General features: G+C 67.8%; 18 protein-coding genes. 12 read left to right on the plus strand and 6 right to left on the minus strand.

The features are described 5' to 3' along the window. The first annotated feature begins 138 nt into the window (after positions 1-138). Positions 139-3174 (plus strand): excinuclease ABC subunit UvrA, encoded by a 3036-nt coding sequence (gene uvrA / locus O3I_RS13180; RefSeq protein WP_014983419.1) that lies wholly within the window; start codon positions 139-141, stop codon positions 3172-3174. Positions 3175-3225: 51 nt separating this feature from the next. Here uvrA and O3I_RS13185 read toward each other — a convergent pair whose 3' ends face one another. Both O3I_RS13185 and O3I_RS13190 read right to left on the minus strand, forming a co-directional pair. Beyond that, complete coding sequence (locus O3I_RS13185; RefSeq protein WP_014983420.1) at positions 3226-3945, minus strand: MerR family transcriptional regulator; 720 nt, start codon at positions 3943-3945, stop codon at positions 3226-3228. A gap of 42 nt (positions 3946-3987) precedes the next feature. Further along, positions 3988-5412 carry a serine hydrolase domain-containing protein gene (locus O3I_RS13190; protein ID WP_014983421.1) on the minus strand — a complete coding sequence of 475 codons (1425 nt, stop codon included), beginning with the start codon at positions 5410-5412 and terminating at the stop codon, positions 3988-3990. Positions 5413-5689: 277 nt separating this feature from the next. Between O3I_RS13190 and O3I_RS13195 the strand changes: the two genes are divergently transcribed. From O3I_RS13195 to O3I_RS13215, 5 genes are all read left to right on the plus strand, one after another. Further along, positions 5690-6574 (plus strand): aminoglycoside phosphotransferase family protein, encoded by an 885-nt coding sequence (locus tag O3I_RS13195; RefSeq protein ID WP_014983422.1) that lies wholly within the window; start codon positions 5690-5692, stop codon positions 6572-6574. 173 nt (positions 6575-6747) lie between these two features. After that, complete coding sequence (locus tag O3I_RS13200; protein ID WP_237748292.1) at positions 6748-7359, plus strand: CPBP family intramembrane glutamic endopeptidase; 612 nt, start codon at positions 6748-6750, stop codon at positions 7357-7359. A gap of 60 nt (positions 7360-7419) precedes the next feature. Further along, positions 7420-8961 carry a M28 family metallopeptidase gene (locus O3I_RS13205; protein WP_014983424.1) on the plus strand — a complete coding sequence of 514 codons (1542 nt, stop codon included), beginning with the start codon at positions 7420-7422 and terminating at the stop codon, positions 8959-8961. Positions 8962-9087: 126 nt separating this feature from the next. Then, the gene (locus tag O3I_RS13210; protein WP_014983425.1) at positions 9088-9519 is read left to right on the plus strand and encodes a helix-turn-helix domain-containing protein; all 432 of its coding nucleotides are present in this window, start codon (positions 9088-9090) and stop codon (positions 9517-9519) included. A gap of 28 nt (positions 9520-9547) precedes the next feature. After that, positions 9548-10387: an alpha/beta fold hydrolase gene (locus O3I_RS13215; RefSeq protein WP_014983426.1), complete on the plus strand. Its 840-nt coding sequence runs from the start codon at positions 9548-9550 to the stop codon at positions 10385-10387. A gap of 510 nt (positions 10388-10897) precedes the next feature. Here O3I_RS13215 and O3I_RS13220 read toward each other — a convergent pair. From O3I_RS13220 to O3I_RS13230, 3 genes are all read right to left on the minus strand, one after another. Continuing rightward, entirely contained in the window at positions 10898-12433 is a 1536-nt protein-coding gene (locus tag O3I_RS13220; protein ID WP_014983427.1) for an FAD-dependent monooxygenase, read from the minus strand. 48 nt (positions 12434-12481) lie between these two features. After that, complete coding sequence (locus O3I_RS13225; protein ID WP_014983428.1) at positions 12482-13093, minus strand: TetR/AcrR family transcriptional regulator; 612 nt, start codon at positions 13091-13093, stop codon at positions 12482-12484. Positions 13094-13215: 122 nt separating this feature from the next. Beyond that, entirely contained in the window at positions 13216-13557 is a 342-nt protein-coding gene (locus O3I_RS13230; protein WP_014983429.1) for a DUF1844 domain-containing protein, read from the minus strand. Positions 13558-13936: 379 nt separating this feature from the next. Between O3I_RS13230 and infC the strand changes: the two genes are divergently transcribed. The 4 genes from infC (at position 13937) to O3I_RS13250 (ending at position 16208) form a co-directional block, all read left to right on the plus strand. After that, on the plus strand, positions 13937-14635 hold the full coding sequence (infC, locus tag O3I_RS13235) for a translation initiation factor IF-3 (RefSeq protein WP_014983430.1): 699 nt from the start codon (positions 13937-13939) through the stop codon (positions 14633-14635). Positions 14636-14694: 59 nt separating this feature from the next. After that, positions 14695-14889 (plus strand): 50S ribosomal protein L35, encoded by a 195-nt coding sequence (gene rpmI, locus O3I_RS13240; protein WP_014983431.1) that lies wholly within the window; start codon positions 14695-14697, stop codon positions 14887-14889. Positions 14890-14992: 103 nt separating this feature from the next. Continuing rightward, positions 14993-15373, plus strand: a complete 381-nt coding sequence (gene rplT, locus O3I_RS13245; protein ID WP_014983432.1) for a 50S ribosomal protein L20 — start codon at positions 14993-14995, stop codon at positions 15371-15373. Between the two features lie 37 nt (positions 15374-15410). Beyond that, positions 15411-16208 (plus strand): TrmH family RNA methyltransferase, encoded by a 798-nt coding sequence (locus tag O3I_RS13250; RefSeq protein ID WP_014983433.1) that lies wholly within the window; start codon positions 15411-15413, stop codon positions 16206-16208. A 5-nt stretch (positions 16209-16213) separates the two neighbouring features. On the opposite strand, the gene O3I_RS13255 is transcribed toward O3I_RS13250, so the two are convergent. After that, positions 16214-17506, minus strand: a complete 1293-nt coding sequence (locus O3I_RS13255) for a hypothetical protein (RefSeq protein WP_014983434.1) — start codon at positions 17504-17506, stop codon at positions 16214-16216. Positions 17507-18334: 828 nt separating this feature from the next. On the opposite strand from O3I_RS13255, the gene O3I_RS13260 reads away from it, so the two are divergent. Both O3I_RS13260 and O3I_RS45510 read left to right on the plus strand, forming a co-directional pair. Then, positions 18335-18829 carry a hypothetical protein gene (locus tag O3I_RS13260; protein ID WP_014983435.1) on the plus strand — a complete coding sequence of 165 codons (495 nt, stop codon included), beginning with the start codon at positions 18335-18337 and terminating at the stop codon, positions 18827-18829. Next, the gene (locus O3I_RS45510) at positions 18816-20027 is read left to right on the plus strand and encodes a hypothetical protein (protein ID WP_014983436.1); all 1212 of its coding nucleotides are present in this window, start codon (positions 18816-18818) and stop codon (positions 20025-20027) included. Before O3I_RS13260 ends, O3I_RS45510 begins: the two co-directional genes overlap by 14 nt. Positions 20028-20030: the final 3 nt, after the last annotated feature.

Here is a 20030-nt window from a genome sequence, read left to right on the forward strand (position 1 = left end):
GGCCGTGACCCCGCCGCACTATCCCGCGCGAGCCGCGCGAGCGAAACTTGTCGGTGGGCACGCCTAGCATGGCGGCGGGATAGGTCTGGACGCCGTTTTGTCGGTTCACCCGAACACGATCGAGAAGGGATTCACCAGGTGGCGGAACGCCTCACTGTGCGCGGAGCTCGGGAGCACAACCTGAAGGGGGTCGACCTCGATCTGCCCCGCGACAGTCTCATCGTGTTCACCGGATTGTCCGGCTCCGGGAAATCGAGCCTGGCGTTCGACACGATCTTCGCCGAGGGACAGCGGCGCTACGTGGAGTCGCTGTCGGCCTACGCGCGGCAGTTCCTCGGGCAGATGGACAAGCCCGACGTCGACTTCATCGAGGGCCTCTCGCCCGCGGTGTCGATCGACCAGAAGTCCACCAACCGCAACCCGCGGTCGACCGTCGGCACCATCACCGAGGTGTACGACTACCTGCGTCTGCTGTACGCCCGCGCGGGCACCCCGCACTGCCCGGTCTGCGGCGAACTGATCGCCAAACAGACCCCGCAGCAGATCGTCGACCAGGTGCTCGCCATGGCGGAGGGCATCAAGTTCCAGGTGCTCGCCCCGGTGGTGCGTACCCGCAAGGGCGAATTCGTCGACCTGTTCGACCAGCTGAACAGTCAGGGCTATTCGCGCGTGCGGGTCGACGGTGTGGTGTATCCGCTCACCGACCCGCCGAAGCTGAAGAAGCAGGAGAAGCACGACGTCGAGGTCGTGGTCGACCGGCTCGCGGTGAAGCCGAATTCCAAACAGCGCCTCACCGATTCGATCGAGACCGCGCTGCGCCTGGCCGACGGCATCGTGGTGCTCGACTTCGTCGATCGCGACGAGCACGCGCACGATCGGGAGCGCCGCTTCTCCGAGCGCCTGGCCTGCCCGAACGGGCACGCCCTCGATATCGAAGACCTGGAACCGCGGTCGTTCTCGTTCAACTCGCCCTACGGCGCCTGCCCCGACTGCACCGGTCTCGGCATCCGCAAAGAGGTCGATCCCGAACTGGTCGTGCCCGACCCGGCGCTCAGCCTGAACGAGGGTGCGATCGCCCCGTGGTCGCGCGGCCAGACCGCCGAGTACTTCACCCGCCTGCTGTCCGGGCTCGCCGAGTCCATCGGCTTCTCGATGGACACGGCCTGGGAAGATCTGCCGCTCAAGGCGCGCAAGGCGGTGCTGGAGGGCAGCTCCGATCAGGTGCACGTCTCCTACACCAACCGCTACGGCCGGAAGCGTTCGTACTACGCCGATTTCGAAGGCGTGATGCCGTTCTTACAGCGGCGCATGGAGAGCACCGAGTCCGAGCAGATGAAGGAGCACTACGACGGGTACATGCGCGACGTGCCGTGCCCGGTCTGTGACGGGGCCCGGCTGCGCCCGGAGATCCTCGCGGTCACCATCAGCGCGGGCGGCGACCACAAGTCCATCGCCGACGTCAGCGATCTGTCCATCGGCGACTGCTCCGCGTTCCTGAACTCGCTCACGCTGGGCGAACGCGAGGCCGCGATCGCCGGGCAGGTGCTCAAGGAGGTGCAGGCGCGGCTGGGGTTCCTGCTCGACGTCGGCCTGGAATACCTGTCTCTGTCGCGGGCCGCCGCGACGCTGTCCGGTGGTGAGGCGCAGCGGATCCGGCTCGCGACCCAGATCGGGTCGGGGCTGGTCGGTGTGCTCTACGTGCTCGACGAGCCGTCCATCGGCCTGCACCAGCGGGACAATCGACGGCTCATCGAAACCCTCACCCGGCTGCGCAATCTCGGCAACACCCTGATCGTCGTCGAGCACGACGAGGACACGATCCGGGCCTCGGACTGGGTGGTCGACATCGGCCCGCTGGCCGGCGAGCACGGCGGCCGCGTGGTGCACAGCGGGCCGTACCAGGAACTGCTCACCGATCCCGAATCGCTCACCGGCGCATACCTTTCCGGCCGGGAGCGGATCGAGGTGCCGATGGTGCGCCGCCCGATCAGCAAGAAGCGCCAGCTCACCGTGGTCGGCGCGACCGAGCACAACCTGCGCGGCATCGACGTCAGCTTCCCGCTCGGCGTGCTCACCGCGGTCACCGGTGTCTCCGGCTCCGGTAAGTCGACGCTGGTCAACGACATCCTGGCGACGGTGCTCGCGAACAAGCTCAACGGCGCGCGGCAGGTGCCGGGCCGGCACACCAGGATCAACGGCCTGGACAACCTGGACAAGCTCGTCCAGGTCGACCAGTCGCCGATCGGCCGCACCCCGCGCTCGAATCCGGCCACCTACACGGGCGTGTTCGACAAGATCCGCACGCTGTTCGCGTCCACCACCGAGGCGAAGGTGCGCGGCTACCAGCCGGGCCGATTCTCGTTCAACGTCAAGGGCGGTCGCTGTGAGGCATGCTCCGGCGACGGCACCCTGAAGATCGAGATGAACTTCCTGCCCGACGTGTACGTCCCGTGCGAGGTCTGCCACGGTGCGCGCTACAACCGGGAAACCCTCGAGGTGCACTACAAGGGCAAGACCATCGCCGAGGTCCTCGACATGTCCATCGAGGAGGGCGCGGAGTTCTTCGAACCGATCAGCTCGATCCACCGGTATCTGAAGACGCTGGTGGATGTCGGCCTCGGGTACGTCCGGCTCGGCCAGAGCGCGCCCACCCTGTCCGGCGGTGAGGCACAGCGCGTCAAGCTGTCGGCCGAATTGCAGAAGCGGTCCACCGGGCGCACCGTCTACATTCTCGACGAGCCCACCACCGGCCTGCATTTCGAGGACATCCGCAAGCTGCTCAAGGTGATCAACGGTCTGGTCGATAAGGGCAACACGGTCATCGTCATCGAACACAACCTGGACGTGATCAAGACCTCCGACTGGATCATCGACATGGGCCCCGAGGGCGGTTCCGGTGGTGGCACCGTGGTTGCCGAAGGCACCCCCGAAGACGTTGCCGCCGTGACGGAAAGCTACACCGGACAGTTCCTCCGCGAAGCCCTGGCCGCACCCCCCGCCACCAAGCCCGCCAAAAAGGCTCCGGCCAAAAAAGCTTCGGCGACAAAGGCTTCCGCCAAGAAGGCCCCTGCCACCAAAGCAACAAAGGCCACCCCCGACAAGCCGAGCGAAGCCCAAGCGGCCGCCAAGGCCGCGACCAAACGCCTTTCGCGCAAAGCCGCCGCCCTGCGCTGATCACGCGTAGCCGGTCCCCGGATCTGTCCGTCCGGGGGCCGGTTCATGCGATCAGCTCCGCATGAGTTGGGCGAGGCGGTCCCAGGCGGGGGAGGTAGCGCCGGGTTGGGATTGGGCGGCCAGGCGGGCGATGGCCGGGTTTTGGACCGGCCGGTTCTCGGAGCGGCTGTGGTAGGTCGTGAACCAGGTGCGGCTGCGCTCGGCGAGAGCTGGCAGGCGCGGGTCATCGGGGGACCAGTGGAACGCGGCGTCGTGCGCCAGGTAGAGGGCGCGGAACTCGGGAACCGCGAGCAGTTCACGCTTTTCGGCCAACCAGAACGCCGCGTCCGCGGGGCTGGCGGTCTGCAAAAGAATCCAGCCGTCGCGTTCGAGTTGGATTTGGCGGGCACTGGCACCGAGCTCGCGGAGTTCATCGAGGAAGTCGGCGACCTCGGGGGAGACGAAAAGCCGGTCGCCGCCGCGTAATTGGGCGAGGTGCTCGCGAGTGCGGCGCAGCTGGGTCATCCGCTTGCGGACGTCGCGGTCGATCTCGGCGATCGCGGCGGCGAGCGTCTCGGGGTCGGCGTCGAGCAGGTTCTTGACGCGGGCCAGCGGGACGCCCGCCTCGGCCATGGTCCTGATCTTGACGAGATCGATCGCGTCCTGGGCGGTGTAGCGCCGGTAGCCGGACGAGTCGCGGTCGGGTTCGGGGAGCAGACCGCGCTCGTGATAGTGGCGGATGGCCTTGGTGCTCACCCCGGCGAAGTCCGCGAGCCGGCCGATCGTGATCATGCGGGTCATCCTTCCACTCGTCGTACCGCCTGGCCGCGACGGTCAGGCTCGGCGGGTGAGCCGGCCGCCGCCGTTGCGGAAACGGGCCCGGCCGTCTTGAATATCGTGGAACGAGACCAGCAGGAGGCGCAGGTAGCCGTCGAACGTCTCCAGCGGGTAGCCGGCCGGGGCGAACAGGCCGGGCCGGATCGCCACGTACCGCTGCGGCGGGGCCGCGGTCGTGCCACCCACGAACTCGGTGAAGATCCGCTCCTGCGATTCGTCGGCGGGCTCGTAGGTCATCCGTTCCTCGAGTTGACCGTCGACGATGCCGACCTCGATCCGGAGCTGGTCGGAACGGTAGGTGCCGACGTACGGGGTGAGGTCGACGTCCTCCGCGAATTCGGTGACCAGCGTGGGAATCTCGACGCCGAGCTGCGTGCGCAGCAGCCACTGCAGCAGCTGATCCTGCAGCATGATCGCGTCCGAGCTGTTGCCGAACGCGGCGAAGACCAGATCGTGTTCGGGCACCACGCACAGCAGCGAAACGCCGCCGGGCGAGGCGCCCGACATGGCGAGCACCGTGGTGTCGCCGAACGGGTATCGCACCCAGCCCATGCCCATCGGCGGCACGTTCGGCGTCCCCATGTCGTGCGAAACCTGCTGCATCAGGGCGACCGAATCGGCCGACAGGACGCGAGCCCCGGCGGGCGACACCCCGTCCGCGAGGTGGGTGCGGCCGAACGCGAGCAGGTCGGCGACGGTGCCGATCGGTGTGCCGCCCGCCGGACCCCAGGTGTCGGGCAGCGTGAACATGCCGGTGGGTTCGGCGGTCATGGTCTCCGGGTTCGGGAAGTGGCCGACGGCGGTGCTGCGCAGGATGGCCTGTTCGGCCGAGGTGCCGGCATCGCCCATGCCGACCGGGCCGTAGATATCGCGCTCGAGCAGCGCGTGGAAGGACAGGCCGGTCACCACTTCGAGCAGCCGGCCCGCGACGATCATGCCGCCGTTCGAATAGCTGAGCTGCTCGCCCGGCTCGAACAGGACGCCGCTGCCCTCGGCCAGGCCCGCGACGTAAGTGCGCAGTGCGGCACTGCCTTTCGCGTCGGGAAAGTACAGGTCCGCGTCGATGCCGTTGGTGTGCGAGAGCAGGTGCCGCACCAGGATCTTGTCCGCCGCGCCCGGCGCGTTCAGCGCGAATTCGGGCAGGTACCGCACCACCGGCGCGTCGAGATCGAGGGTGCCGCGCTCGACCTGCTGCAGCACCAGCGTGGTGGTGAGCACCTTGGTGACCGAGCCGAAAAGGAATCCGGTGTGCTCGAGCATCGGCGCGCCGGTCCGGGCATTCGCCGTGCCGTGCGCCACGACAACCTGCTCCCCGGCTCGATAGACACCGGCGACGAAGCCGGGAACGAGGTTGGTCTCGCAGAAGCCGGCGGCCTGTTCGCTGATCTGAGTCGCGATGTCGTTCAGTGCGTTGCTGTTCATGGAAACTATCCTCGAACCTTGCCCTAGGGGCAAGGTCAAGTCGAAGCTTCTGTGGGCGGAAAACACATGTTCAGGGTCGTGGTGCGGCACGGTCGTGCTGCTGCACCGTGTGGTCCGGTGGTCCGTCGTCACGCGGTCCTGTGGTCACATGTTGTGCTGCTGATGGTCGCGTCGATTGTGGTCCGGAGCCGCGCGGGCGGGTAGCGGCGAGAGGGCTGCGTGCTAGGGAAATCGCTTGTGGGTGCGGGTGACGGTTTGTCAGGCTGCGGAGGTGACGATGCATGCCGATCAACTGGCCGTCTCGCTCGAGACGGTGCGGGCGCTGGTCGACGAGCAGTTCCCCGCTTGGCGTGATCTGCCGATCCGGGCGGTCGCTTCCGCTGGTACGGAGAATGCGCTCTTCCGGATCGGGGATCGGTTCGCGGCGCGGTTCCCGTTGCGCGCCAGGGATGTCGAGTCTGTACGGCGCTCGCTGCAGGACGAGGCGGCGGCCGCGCGGGAATTGTTCGGTCGCACTCGTTTTCGCACACCTGAGCCGGTGGCGATCGGCGAGCCCGGGGCGGGGTATCCACTGCCGTGGGCGGTGCAGACCTGGCTGAGCGGGACGGTCGCCACCATCGCGGATCCCGGCGGTTCCGTCGAATTCGCTTGCGATCTAGCCGAGTTCATTCGCGGCGTACGCGCCATCGACACCCGCGGCCGTACCTTCGCCGGGCGCGGCCGCGGCGGCGAGCTGCACACCCACGACGCCTGGATGCAGACTTGTTTCGAGCGCAGCACCGACCTGCTCGACGTGCCCGCCCTCCGCCGCCTCTGGGCGCAGATGCGCGAATTACCGCGCGGCACAACACCAGACGTGATGAACCACTGCGACCTCATCCCGGGCAACGTGCTCGTCGCCGACGGCCGTCTCACCGGCGTCATCGATGTCGGCGGCCTCGCCCCCGCAGACCCGGCCCTCGACCTGGTCAGCGCCTGGCACCTGCTCGAACCCACCCCTCGCCGAATCCTGCGCGCCCACCTCGATACCGACGACCTCGAATGGCACCGCGGCCGAGCCTGGGCCTTCCAGCAAGCCATGGGCCTCGTCTGGTACTACGTCGAGAGCAATCCACCCATGAGCCGCCTCGGCCGCCGCACCCTCACCCGCATCCTCGCCTGAGCGGCGACGGCGAACCCGCACCGTTGCCCCGACCGGGGCACTGAGGCTAGGCGGACCCTGCAACTAGTGCAGATCCCCCCGGTGGTGCTTAGGCTGGGGGCGTGCGGGTGCGGCGGTGGCGGCGGGCGTATTTGACGGCGGAGTATGCAGGGCTGTTCTTCGGTGGAGCGGCCTTGTACAGCAGGTATCTGCGCGGGACCAGTCCGATTCCGGGCCTGGTCGGCGCGGCCGCGGTGGCGACGAGGTATCTGCGGCGGCAGGCGGAATTCGATCGCGGGGCGCTGTGGCGGGCGGATGCGCTGCGCGGCGAGGGGCGATCGATGGCGAAACTGGCGGGGACGAGCGCGGTGGCGCTCACCGGCCTCGCGGCGCTGCTGCAGCGGAACAATCTGTTCGATCTTCCCCGGCGTAATCCGCGGCTGTGGCTGGCGGTGCTGGTGCTGTATCCGGCGGTCAGCGTCTATCCGCAGGAATTGATCTTTCGATCATTCCTGTTCCACCGGTACGCACCGGTCTTCGGCAATGGCGCCGGGATGGTCCTCGCGAGTGCCGCGGCTTTCGCGTATGTACACATCATGTTCGGTAGTTGGATATCGGTGGCGCTGAGCGCCGCGGGTGGCGCGATATTCGCCATCCGATATCAGCGGACGCAGTCGCTGTACACCGCGTCGGTCGAGCATTCGATCTACGGAATCCTGGTATTCACCGTCGGTTTGGGTACATATTTCTATCACGGCACAGCTGGGGAAAACGGTTCCCCAGTTCGCAACTGGGGTTTCCGGTAGCGCGACATATCGCCCTAACCTCCGACCACCGGGATTCATCCGTCCCTTGGAGGAACCGACATGCCCCGTATCTTCAACCGCGCCAATACCGGTCGAGTTCTCGCGACCGCTACCGCGCTGCCGCTCGCTCTGTCACTCGTGTTGATGGGATCGGCGAACGCCGAACCCGCGCCGCCCGAACGACAACTGGCCGATTCGGTCCAGGCGCCCAACATCAAACGCCACTTGGCGGAGTTCCAGAAGATCGCCGACGCCAACGGCGGTACTCGCGCCGCGGGCACTCCCGGCTTCGACGCTTCTCGCGATTATGTCGTCAAGAAACTGCGCGGTGCGGGCTACCAGGTGACGGTGCAGAAGTTCGACTTCCCGTTCTTCCAAGAGAAATCGACCGCGGTGCTTAACCAGGTCTCTCCGGATGCCAAGACCTACAAGCCGACTCCGCCCGGCGGCAGTGCGCTCGGCGACTTCGTCACGCTGACCTATTCGGGGTCGGGCGACGTGAACGCGAAGGTCCAAGCCGTCGATTTGACGTTGCCGCCGACGCCGGAGCCGAGCTCGACCTCCGGCTGTGAAGCCGCGGACTTCGCGAACTTCACCGCGGGCAATATCGCGCTGCTGCAACGCGGCACCTGCCCATTCGCCGACAAGGCCCGCAACGCGCAGACCGCGGGCGCGGCCGGCGTGATCATCTTCAACGAGGGCCAGCCCGGCCGCACCGACGCCTTCGCGGGCACCCTGGGCGGGCCCGGCTTCACCATCCCGGTGGTCGGCGCCAGCTTCGCCGTCGGCGAGGATCTCGCCTCGCCCGCCGACACGGTGGTGCGGCTCAAGACCGACACCGAGAGCAAGGTCCGTTCGACCTCGAACGTGCTGGCCGAGAGCAAGCAGGGCAAGGCCGACAAGGTCGTCATGGCCGGCGCGCACCTGGATTCGGTGCTGGCCGGCCCGGGCATCAACGACAACGGTTCCGGCAGCGCCGGAATCCTCGAGGTCGCGTTGCAGATGGCCAAGTTCCCGCCGAAGAACAAGGTCCGCTTCGCCTGGTGGGGTGCGGAGGAACTCGGGCTGCTGGGCTCGGAGCACTATGTCGCGAACCTGTCCGAGGCCGATCGCGCCAAGATCGCGCTCTACCTCAACTTCGACATGATCGGCTCGCCGAACTTCGCCTACAAGATCTACGACGGTAGCGAAGGCACCCCGGGTTCGGCCGAGATCGAGAAGACCTTCGAACGCTACTTCGACATGCTGCGGTTGCCGCACGTGCCGACGCCGTTCGACGGTCGCTCCGATTACGGCCCGTTCATCGCGGTCGGGATCGCGGCGGGTGGCCTGTTCACCGGCGCGGAGGGCGTCAAGACACCCGAAGAACAGAAGATGTTCGGCGGCGAAGCGGGCAAGCCCTATGACGCCTGCTACCACGGTGCCTGTGACACCACGAAGAACATCAGCGACAAGGCGCTGGCCGTGAACACCGGCGGCATCGCCTATTCGATCGCCACCTACGCGTTCAGCGACAACCCGCTCGGTGGCGGCACGGCCACGAAGGCGGGCACGCAGCAACGCGGGAAGGACAACGCCTACAAGGGCGGACTCATCAAGTAGCGGCTCGCTGACTCAGGCCCCGGTGGTTCTCTGCCACCGGGGCCTGTTGCTGTTCGCTGGGATGTTCCCTATCACGCCCTAAACATCCCTATTGCGCACTATTAAAGGGTTGTTTAAGGTAGTTCTGTGCCTGATGCCTTCTATTCCGTCGAGCAGGTCGCCGAGCGTTTGGGCCTGCATGTGCGCACCATCCGCAACTACGTGCGCGACGGGCGGCTCACCGCGGTCCGGATCGGCAAGCAGTACCGCATCTCGGCGGCCGACCTGGAGGCGTTCACCGGCCGTCCGGTGCCCGCACCGCTGCGGGAAACCGTTGGGTGGCAACGGCACAGCGAGGTGTCGAGCATCGTCGAGGTGGACGCGGTCGATGCCGCGACCGCCGACCGGCTCACCTCGCTCGTCATGGGTGCGGCCGCGCATCGCGGGCCGGGCGACCAGCGGTTACGGGTCGAGACGGTCTACGACGCGGAACGGGCGCGGATGAAGGTCATCGTCCTCGGCGGTCTGGCCGATACGGCACGGCTGCTCGAATACATGGAAGCGGTGCTCGCCGCATGACGAGTCATCGCACGACAGAGGTGGGGAAATGACCACGATCTACAAGACCGAGCGCGGCGCGGCCGCGATTCAGCAGCGTTATCGAGAAGCGTTGACGGCCTGGCCGGTTCCGGCCGAAGAACTGCGGATTCCGACCCGGGCGGGGGAGACCTTCGTCGTGGTCTCCGGTCCGCCGGACGCGCCGCCGCTGGTGCTGCTGCACGGTTCGGGTGCGAACGCGACCATGTGGCTCGGTGATATCGCCACGTGGGCAACGGATTTCCGGGTCTACGCGGTCGATATCATCGGCGAACCCGGCGGTAGTGCGCCGGTGCGGCCGCAGCTCGGCTCCGAGGCGTACGCGCTGTGGCTCGATGACGTGTTCGAAGCCATTGGTATCGAACAGTTCTCGTTGGTGGCGTCGTCGCTCGGCGGGTGGTTCGCGCTGGATTACGTGACCCGCAGGCCGGGGCGGGTGACCAAGCTGGCGCTGTTGTGCCCCAGCGGGATCGGCAAGCAGACGATGGGATGGTTGCCGAAAGCGTTGTTCCTGCGCATGTTCGGCAGTTGGGGTGTGCGCCGGACCGCCCGCCTCGTGACGGGGCTGCACTCGCCGGAGACCGACGCCGCCCTCGACCACGTGGTATTCACCTTCGCCACCTTCAACCCGCGCACCGAACGGCTGCCGATCTTCTCCGACGACCAACTACGCACCCTCACCATGCCCCTCCTGGTGATCGTCGGCGCCCGCGACGTGATGCTCGACTCCGCGGCCACCGCCAACCGCATCCGCCGCTGCGTCCCCCACGCCACCGTCCACGTCCTCCCCGAAACCGGCCACGCCATCCTCAACCAAACCGCCACCGTCGCCGACTTCCTCACCACCTGACCCCGAGCCCCGCGCACGTTTCGTCACCCCGCGCACGTTTTGTCACCGCGCGCACGGATTCGTCAACGAATCCGCGCGCGCCGCGCGAACTGGTGCGCGCCGCGCGAACTGGTGCGCGCCGCGCGAACTGGTGCGCGCCGCGCGAACTGGTGCGCGCCGTGTGAACTGGTGCGCGCCGTGTGAACTGGTGCGCGCCGTGTGAACTGGTGCGCGCCGTGTGAACTGGTGCGCGCCGTGTGAACTGGTGCGCGCCGTGTGAACTGGTGCGCGCCGTGTGAACTGGTGCGCGCCGTGTGAACTGGTGCGCGCCGTGTGAACTGGTGCGCGCCGTGTGAACTGGTGCGCGCCGTGTGAACTGGTGCGCGCCGTGTGAACTGGTGCGCGCGGCGTCGACTTCCCGTGCGTTCGACGGATGGGTGGCGGGACTGCGGCGTGGGAGCGGTTGCCATGTGCGCGAGCGCGACTGGTGTGCGGCGGGTCGGTGGGGTGTGCCGCACACTGCGTGCGTTCTCATGGGTTCGGGGTGCCGAACCAGCGGGTCAGAGCGGTGCCGAGGTGGGCCGCGTCGGATTGTGTCGCCGTGTTCGTGGCCCAGGCGACGTACCCGTCCGGGCGGATCAGGAGTGCGGTGGCGGGGGCGTTGGGGCCGGTGGCGGGGACGAGGTCGACGCGGTCGCGCCACGGGGCCGCTACCTCGTCGAAGGATCCGTCTCCGCCGAGGGTGAGCAGGATCGGGCGGGCTTTGCGGAGTAGTTCGGCTACTCGGACTGTGCCCGTTGCGGTTTCGACGGTGAACTCCGGGACGAGGTAACCGGAGAGGGGGTGGTGGTCGCCGGTGTCGTAACGGATGTCCGCACCGGCCATCAGCCGGGCGATGTGGGCGGCGTTGCCCGGCAGCTCGAGCAGCTCACCGAACAGTTCGCGCAGCGCCCCCACCTCCGGTCCCGGTGCGAACAGCGCGGATTGGGCGAGTGAACTCATCATGACGCGGAGCCCGGCGGGGTGACGCTCGGTGTGATAGGTGTCGAGCAATCCGGCTGGGGCCCAGCCGTTTATCTGCGCGGCCAGCTTCCAGCCGAGGTTGGCGGCGTCCTGCATGCCGAGGTTCAGCCCGGGTCCCCCCATCGCCGAATGCACGTGTGCGGCGTCGCCGACCAGGAAGACGTTCCCCTCCCGGTACCGCTCGGCTTGCCGGGTGTTCTGATTGTCGATGCGCCGCAACGCGTTCGGGCCGGGGGAGCGGGGCGCTTCGATCGGCACGTCGACGCCGAGGATCCGCCGCAGGCTCGCGCGTAGTTCCGCGATGGACATCGGGGTGTCCGCGGGCGCCGACCCACCGCCGCTCTCTTTCGTCGCCAACAGGGTCCGGCCCGGCTCCAGCTCGCCGTAGATCACGCCGCCGTTGTCGAATCTGTTGTGCCCGAATTCGATACGCCCGAATCCGGGGATGTCGAGTGCGCCGTCGGCGGTGCGCAGCTCATTGGGCAGCCAGACGTGCGCCAGCCGCGCGATGTCGTCGGTGTTGGTGCTGCCCGGGAACCCGATGCCGAGCTGTTTGCGGACGAAACTCTTGCCGCCGTCGGCGCCGACCAGGTAGGTGGTGTCGAGGTGGTAGTCGCCTGCGGGCCCGTTCACCGTGATCCCGACACCGCCGTCGTAAGGTGTCAGCTCGGTGAGCCGGTGTCCCCAGCGCAGGTCCACGCCGAGCCCGAGCACCCATTTCTCGAGCTGCCGAGCGACTTTCGGCTGCGAGATGATCTTTCCGTACAGGACCTTGTCCGGCATGTCGGCGAACGACAGGGGTAGCCCGCTGAACATGTACCCGAGCGCCGGCTGCGGCGCCGCGCCGGATTCGTCGTACAGTCCGCGCATGTCCATCAGCCGAACCACTTGGCCGACAAGGCCGTTGGCCTTCGGTTCGTTGCTCGGCCCGGGCAGCTGGTCGAGCAGGACCGGACGGATTCCGGCGAGCGCGAGTTCCCCCGCCAGCAGCAAGCCGTTCGGTCCGGCACCGGAAATGACTACGTCGTAAGAGTTTTCGGGCATGACGAATAGACCCCTCTTCGTGTCTGGAACTCTGCGGTGTTGTGCCGGTCAGCGACCGGAAGGTTCGGGTAGTCCGGCGGCCACGTCACCGAAGCCGCGCCGGAGCAGGGTGGTGATGACCACGGGCGGATCGGCGTGCACATACGCCACGGCGGCGGACTGCATGACGGCGATGAGTACGCCGGTCACCAGGTGTGGATACATATCGCGCGCGGGATCAGTTCCGGTACGTTGCGCGATGGCCGCGACCCACTCGTCGACGAGTTCCTTGCTGATCGCCACATGCGTCTTCGATAGTTCGACCATCGTGCGGACCGCCGCCAGCTGGGCCTTGGTCGGCGGCGTATCGCGGATGCCGTCGGCGATGAACGGTGCGACGATGGCCTCGGTGATCGCGGTCCAGAGCGGCTCATCGGCGGGACGATCGCGAAACTCGGTGAGACTGCGCCGGATTCGGTCGACATTGCGGTAGGCCAGGGCCTCGTGTTTGCCGGCGAAGTAGTTGTTGAAGGTGCGGATCGACACCCCGGCCCGGGACGCGATGTCTTCTCGCGTCACGTTCTCCAGGCCGTGCTCGAACGCCAGATGCAGCGCGGCGTCGCTCAAGGCGCGACGGGTGTCGAGCTTCTTGCGTTCGCGCAGACTCAATTCCTCGGCCATGGCACGAGTCTAGAGCAAAAACCTGCCCGGTGGGCAAAATTTCCCGACGGGAAATTTTTCTGTCACGTGTGCGCCGCGAGCGCTGAACTGCTCAGCGCCGCGCGGCTGTTCGTCGACCCGGCTCAGTAGACCGGTCCCGTGTACTTCTCGCCCGGGCCCTTGCCCGGCTCGTCCGGGTGCGCCGACGCCTCCCGGAACGCGCGCTGCAGGGACTGCAGACCGTCCCGGATCGGTCCCGCGTGCGGCCCGAGGTACTCCACCGACGCGGTGACCAGTCCGGCCAGTGCGGTGATCACCCGGCGTGCCTCGTCCAGATCGCGTCGCGCGCTGTTCTCCGGATCCTCGTCCGCGAGCCCGAGCTTCTCCGCCGCCGAACTCATCAGCATCACGGCGGCCCGGCTGATCACCTCCACCGCGGGGATGTCGGCCAGTTCGCGCACGGCGTCGTCGAGCTCATCAGTCATACTGGTGACCCTAGTGGGGTGGTTCGGCCGCCCGATGCGCGCGGCCATCGGCCGAGCTCGGCGCGCGGTCGGGGACCCGATTCGGCGATAGCCGAACGGAATGTTAGACTTTCCGCTGACGACCGCCCCAGGTTGTGTCTTCTACCAAGATTTCGAGCCCGGGGCTGATAAGTGGAGCCCGACTCCCACCGTTGCCGACGAGCGATCGTCAGGTCAAACGGTCCGGTCACCCGCCTCCCCGGAGGCGGGTTTCTTGTGCGGGGGTTCTCTCAGGAGAGCCGCGCGTGCGAGACCGAACGCGCGTATTCGCGTGCGGTCGACCGGTCGACTCGGGCCCCGTTGCGGAATACCGCACCGGGGCTTTCGTGTTGAAAAGGGGTTGCAGTTATTGCGTGCGGTCGTCTTGACGACACCGCTTGACCTAGGAGGCCCCATCAGCACTGAGACCCGCATCAACGATCGCATCCGTGTTCCCGAGGTCCGGCTCATCGGACCCAGCGGCGAGCAGGTTGGGATCGTGCGTGTTGAAGATGCACTACGCGTCGCCATGGAGGCAGATCTCGATCTCGTCGAGGTCGCTCCGGATGCACGTCCGCCGGTCTGCAAGATCATGGACTACGGCAAGTTCAAGTACGAGACGGCGCAGAAGGCGCGCGAGTCTCGGAAGAACCAGGTGCAGACCGTGATCAAGGAGCAGAAGCTCCGCCCGAAGATCGACGACCACGACTATGCGACCAAGAGGGGCCACGTGATGCGCTTCCTCGAGGCCGGGTCGAAGGTCAAGGTGACCATCATGTTCCGTGGTCGCGAGCAGTCCAGGCCCGAACTGGGTTACCGGCTGTTGCAGCGGCTCGCCGCGGACGTGGCGGACCTGGGGTTCGTCGAGACCTCGGCCAAGCAGGACGGTCGCAACATGACTATGGTCCTCGCCCCGCACAAGGGTGCGAAGACGCGGGTGAAAGCCCAGCAGGAGTCCTCGGCCCCGCGACCGCAGCAGCCCGCTGCGCAGCAGAGCGCCGAGCCCGCAGACAGCGCGCCCGCCGCGGCTCCGGCCGAGCAGGCCGCCCCGCCGCAGTAAGACCGATAAGAGCCGGCGGTCCGCAAGGACCGCCGGGACGAGACAGATTAGAGGAATCCATGCCGAAGATGAAGAGCCACAGCGGTGCCTCGAAGCGATTCAAGGTGTCCGGTAAGGGCAAGCTGCTGCGCCAGCAGGCCAACCGCCGCCACCTCCTGGAGCACAAGTCGACCCGCCGGACTCGTCGTCTGGATGGCACGGAGGCCGTCGCGTCCGTCGACGTCCCGCGCGTGAAGAGGCTGCTCGGTCTCTGAGACCGGTTCGTAGCAGCAGACCGCGTTCCGGATTCCGGACGCCGACCCACCGACCAACCCCCGGGTGCCCCGCATGCGCCCCCTAGATCGACAGGACTGACCCATGGCACGCGTCAAAAGGGCCGTCAACGCTCAGAAGAAGCGTCGTTCCATCCTCGAGGCCTCCAAGGGCTACCGCGGCCAGCGTTCGCGGCTGTACCGCAAGGCCAAGGAACAGCAGCTGCACTCGCTCACCTACGCCTACCGGGACCGCCGGGCGCGCAAGGGTGACTTCCGCAAGCTGTGGATCGCCCGCATCAACGCCGCGGCGCGCTTGAACGACATCACCTACAACCGTTTCATCCAGGGCCTGAAGGCCGCGGGTGTCGAGGTGGATCGCAAGATCCTCGCCGAGCTCGCCGTCTCCGACGCCGAGGCGTTCGCCGGTCTCGTCGCCGTCGCCAAGGCCGCTCTGCCGCAGGACGTCAACGCGCCGGCTGCATAAGCTGACGTTGACCAGCGGACACCTTTCGGAACGACCCGTGGACGCGCTCTCCGAGCGCAATCCGCGGGTCGTTTCCGCTGTCAAACTGCAGCGCGGCGCGCAGCGGCGCAAGACCGGGCTGTTCCTGGTCGAGGGCGCCAATTCCGTTGCCGCGGCGCTGGATACCGGGCGGGTGCGGGAACTGTTCTACTCCGCGGGCGCCGCGGCCCGGGAACACGAGCTGGTTGCCGGCGCCGCCGCGACCGGCGTGCGCACCACGCTGGTCAGCGACCGCGCGGCCGCGCAACTCGGCGAAACCGTCACCGCCCCGGGGCTGGTCGCGGTCTGTGAGCTGCTCGACGTGCCGCTGGCCGAGGTGCTCGGCACCGCGCCGCGGATGCTTGCCGTGCCGGTCGAGATGGCCGAACCGGGCAACGCGGGCACGCTGATCCGGGTCGCCGACTCGGTGGGCGCGGACGGCGTTGTGCTGGCCGGTGATTCGGTCGATCCGCACAACGGCAAATGTGTGCGCGCCAGTGCGGGCAGCCTGTTCCATGTGCCGATCGCCCGGCACCGCGATATCGGTGAGACGCTGGATGCCCTTGCCGGAGCGGGCATCACGATCCTGGCGACGGCCGCGCACGGTGAGGTCGATCTGGACGACGCCGACGAGCTGTTCACCCGCCCGGTGGCCTGGCTGTTCGGCAACGAGGCGCACGGTCTCGACCCCGCGGTCGCCCGCCGCGCCGACCATCGCCTGCGCATTCCCATCCGCGGCCGCGCGGAGAGCCTGAACCTGGCCACCGCGGCCGCCATCTGCCTCTACGCCAATTCCCGTGTTCGCTACGCGCAGTAGCGTGTTCAGCGGTTGTAGGGCTGTTCCTGGACCCAGCTGAAGCCGCGTTCCAGCAGCGGGAAAGACTTCGGGTCGAGGCGGGTGAGCCAGGCGTGGATGCGGTGGCCCGCATAGTCGTCGGCGTCGATTACCATCCGGCCGTTCCTCGGCCACCAGTAGCTGAGGCGCACGCGCACCGGTGTTTCCTCGAAGGTGCCCACGGTGATTCGATGGCGTAGGTCGATGAAGTGGCGCTTCGCGTCGATGGTGCCGCCGTACACCTCGAACGAATCGTCCATGTGCTGGATGGTGACCACCACCGGGTCGGAGACATGGAACGGGCGGTCGACAACGACTCGGCGCCAACGCAATTCGTCGGTCAGCAGGGGATCGCGGGCATAACCCTCCGACGAGAATCCGTCCACCTGGTAGATGCCGTACAGCTCCGGCACCGGGTTCGCCCACTGTCGCCAGTTCTGCACGCCGGTCACCGTGAGCAGGAGCAGGCCGACCGTCAGCTGCGCCACCAGCGCGATGCGATTGGCTCTTGCGGTGCCGAACAACGGAATTCGCCGGATCGCGGGCGCGGCGCGCTCGGAGAACAGCACCACGAACAAGCGGCGTGCGTGCGGTGCGAGCAGGAACAGGCTCAGCAGCAGGAGCTGTGCCGACACCGACTTCAGGCGGATGTCGTAGGTCAGGTTCAGCAGCAGCACCTGGGTCATGTCCACGGCGCACAGCAGCGCGCCGGCGGCCCTGGCGCGCGGTATCACCAGCAACACACCGGCCAGCAATTCCGCGACGCCCAGGGCGATTTCGTACGGTTGCGACACGCTGACCTGCGCCCACAGCACACCGGCCGGACTGAAATCGCCGAAGGGCTGCACCAACCGATTCAGCACGAACGGCATCTGCGTCGGAATCGCCTTCGCCATCCCGAAATAGAACATCGCGAGCGCGAGCACGAACCGCAGATACAGCTGCACCCAGGCGAACAGCCGGTCGTAAGCGAGTCGGCGCCGATCCAGCACCGACCACACCGCCGTGACCACCGCCGCGATGACGACCAGGAGAAACAGCGCCGTCCACTGGAACGCGCTGTCGCTGCCCACCTGAGTGCTGACCACCCGCAGGCCGAGCACCTGCGTGGCCGTCCACTCGATCGGCGGGCGGACCAACCGCAGGATATTCAGCACCGAGCCCCACCCCGCATCGATCCCCAAGCCCGCCAACAGAATCGGCATCAGCCCAACCAGTCCCGCCAGGCCGAACAAACCGAAATAGGCGACACCGAACCGGAATCCGATACGCGTCGGCAACCGCCACCGTCCCGGTCCGGCCTCCGCCGCGCCGAGTGCCGCGGCATGTGCTGCCGCTTCTGCGGAAGTGGGTGCTGCCGCTGCTGCTGTATCGAGTGCCGCCGCGTCCGCTGTAGCGGGTGGCACGGTCTCTGCTGAAGCGTGTGCCGCCGCCTTCGCTGCACTGAGCGCCACGGCCTGTGCTGGAGTGGGTGCCGTCGTGTCCGCTGTAGCGCGTGCCATGGCCTGCGCTGTACCGGGTGTCGCTGCGTCCGTGGTAGCGGGTGTCGCCGCGTCTGCTGGAGTGGGTGTGGCCGCGTCTGCTGGAGTGGGTGTGGCCGCGTCTGCTGAAGTGGGTGTGGCCGCGTCTGCTGGAGTGGGTGTGGCCGCGTCCGCTGTAGCGGGTGCCGCGGCCTGTGCTGTAGCGGGCGTCGTCGCGGCTGCGGCTGCGGCTGCGGCTGCGGCTGCGGTAGCGGCTGGCACGGCCTCGGCTAGAGCGAGTGCCGCCGTCTCTGCTGAAGTGGGTGCGACGGTCTCCGCTGAACCGAGTACCGCCGTCTCCGTTGCACCGGGCGCGACGGTCTCTGTCGCACCGCGTGGGACCGTCTCCGCCGTTGCAGCGGTCTGCGCATCCGCCGACTCGGCCGGGCCGCGCACCTCCGTGTCCGTCACTGGACCCCCTCCTTCGAGCACGCCGTGACGGTAGATCCGCGGACTTAAGGCGAACCGGCTAGTTCGCTTAACAGCCGGTAGTCGGACGGTCCGGCGCACGGGACCTTTCGCGCGGATGCGGAGCGCGCGGAGGGCGATCACTGCCGCGGACCCGCCGGATCTGGTGAACTAGACCGGGTGACCGACTTCGACGACTTCGCCCGGCTCTTCTCCGGCAGCATCCGTGCGCAGCTCGACTGGCGTGCGCTCGCGGAGCTGAATGTGCCGGTGACCCAGCAGGTGACCGTCGGTTGGGCCGCGCTGGGCGAGCTGCGCACCGTGTGGCACGTCGACGCGGCGGGCCGCCCGGCCGACTGGTTCGAGCCGGGCGCGACCGCGCTGACGGTGCGCGAGGCTGCGGCATTGCATGATTCGTGGCCGCGGGCCCGGCAGGAGCGGGTCGCCGCGTTCCGTGCGCAGCTCGAAGCGTCGACCGAGCCATTCGTGCTGCTGCTGCCGACATACCGGGTCGCGGACGAGTTGCTTCTTCTAGACTCGTCTCATCGAGTGCTGGCGGGGTATCTGGCCCGGGCCGAGGTCCGGGCGTTGATCATGACACTCGTCGCCCCGCTGTCGCCCGAATTACTTCCCGATCTAGGCAGTTTGGTGGTTCGCGGACATGGCAGCAGCTGAGCCTCCGGACAATCCCGCGGCGAGCATCGAGCTCGAGACGACGCTGGTCGAGGTCTTCGCGGACCGGGTCAAGTTCGAGCACGACATCATCGGTCATCGGATGTCCTGGTTGATGACGCTCAACGGTTTCCTGATCGGCGGCGCGGCCATTCTGTCCGCGAACCGGGACCGCTTCGCCGGGCCCGCGGTACTGACCGGGGCGCTCATCATCATCTGCATCGCGGGCGCGCTGAGCAACGCGTCCTGCCTGTTCTCCAACTGGTGGGCGGGCAAGGCGATGCGCGACGCCGCCGACGCGCTCGCCGACTCCTGGTCCGACGAGGGTCGCCGCCGGGTGGGTCCGCTGATGCGGCTCTACGGCCGGGACCCGCGCGCCTTCCGCGGCGCGGAACGTCCGCTGCCGAGCGAATGGCTGCACCCGTGGTTTCTGTTGCCCACGCTGTTCTGGCTGCTGTATTGCATCGCAGGGCTTTTCGCGACGACGGTGAGCGGCGACAAAGGCGGCCACTGGCAGGCGAACGCGCTGCCGCTCGCGGTGACCGTCGTGCTTTTCGTCCCGCTGACGCTGCTGGACATTCCGCGACATCGCAAGCGCCGCAACGAATGCGCGATCATCGAGCAGCTCGAACGCGCGCACGGCGTGCCGATCGAGCGCGGGGCGCAGCGACGCCGTTACCGCGCGGAGCGCAAGGCGGTGCGGAAATGGGTGCGGCTCCAACAGCGCAGCGGCAGTCCCGTGGAGGTGAAGCGTCCGTGGGTTTTCGGCGTCATCCCGATCGAAACGCACAGCAAGTATCTGGCCGTCGTGCAGATCGAGCAGCAGCTGCCGGAGCCGGAACCGCCTGCACCCGAACAAGTTCCCGCGCCGCCCGCCGGAGCCGAACAAGTTCCCGCGCAACCTGCCGCGGCGGAGCGAGTGCCGGTGCCGCCTGCTGAGACCGCGCGAGTGCCGGTGCCGCCCGGTGAGACCGTGCGAGTGCCGGTGCCGCCCGGTGAGACCGAGCGAGTGCCGGTGCCGCCTGCTGAGACCGCGCGAGTGCCGGTGCCGCCCGGTGAGACCGCGCGAGTGCCGGTGCCGCCCAGTGGGGCTGAGCGAGTTCCCGCGCCGCCCACTGCCGCCGAGCGAGTGCCCGCCGCGCAACCACCTGCCCCGGCCGAGCGCGCGGTTGGCGTCGATCCCGCCGGAACTGCCGGATAACCG

The organism is Nocardia brasiliensis ATCC 700358, from assembly GCF_000250675.2.
Taxonomy (GTDB): Bacteria; Actinomycetota; Actinomycetes; order Mycobacteriales; family Mycobacteriaceae; genus Nocardia; species Nocardia brasiliensis_B.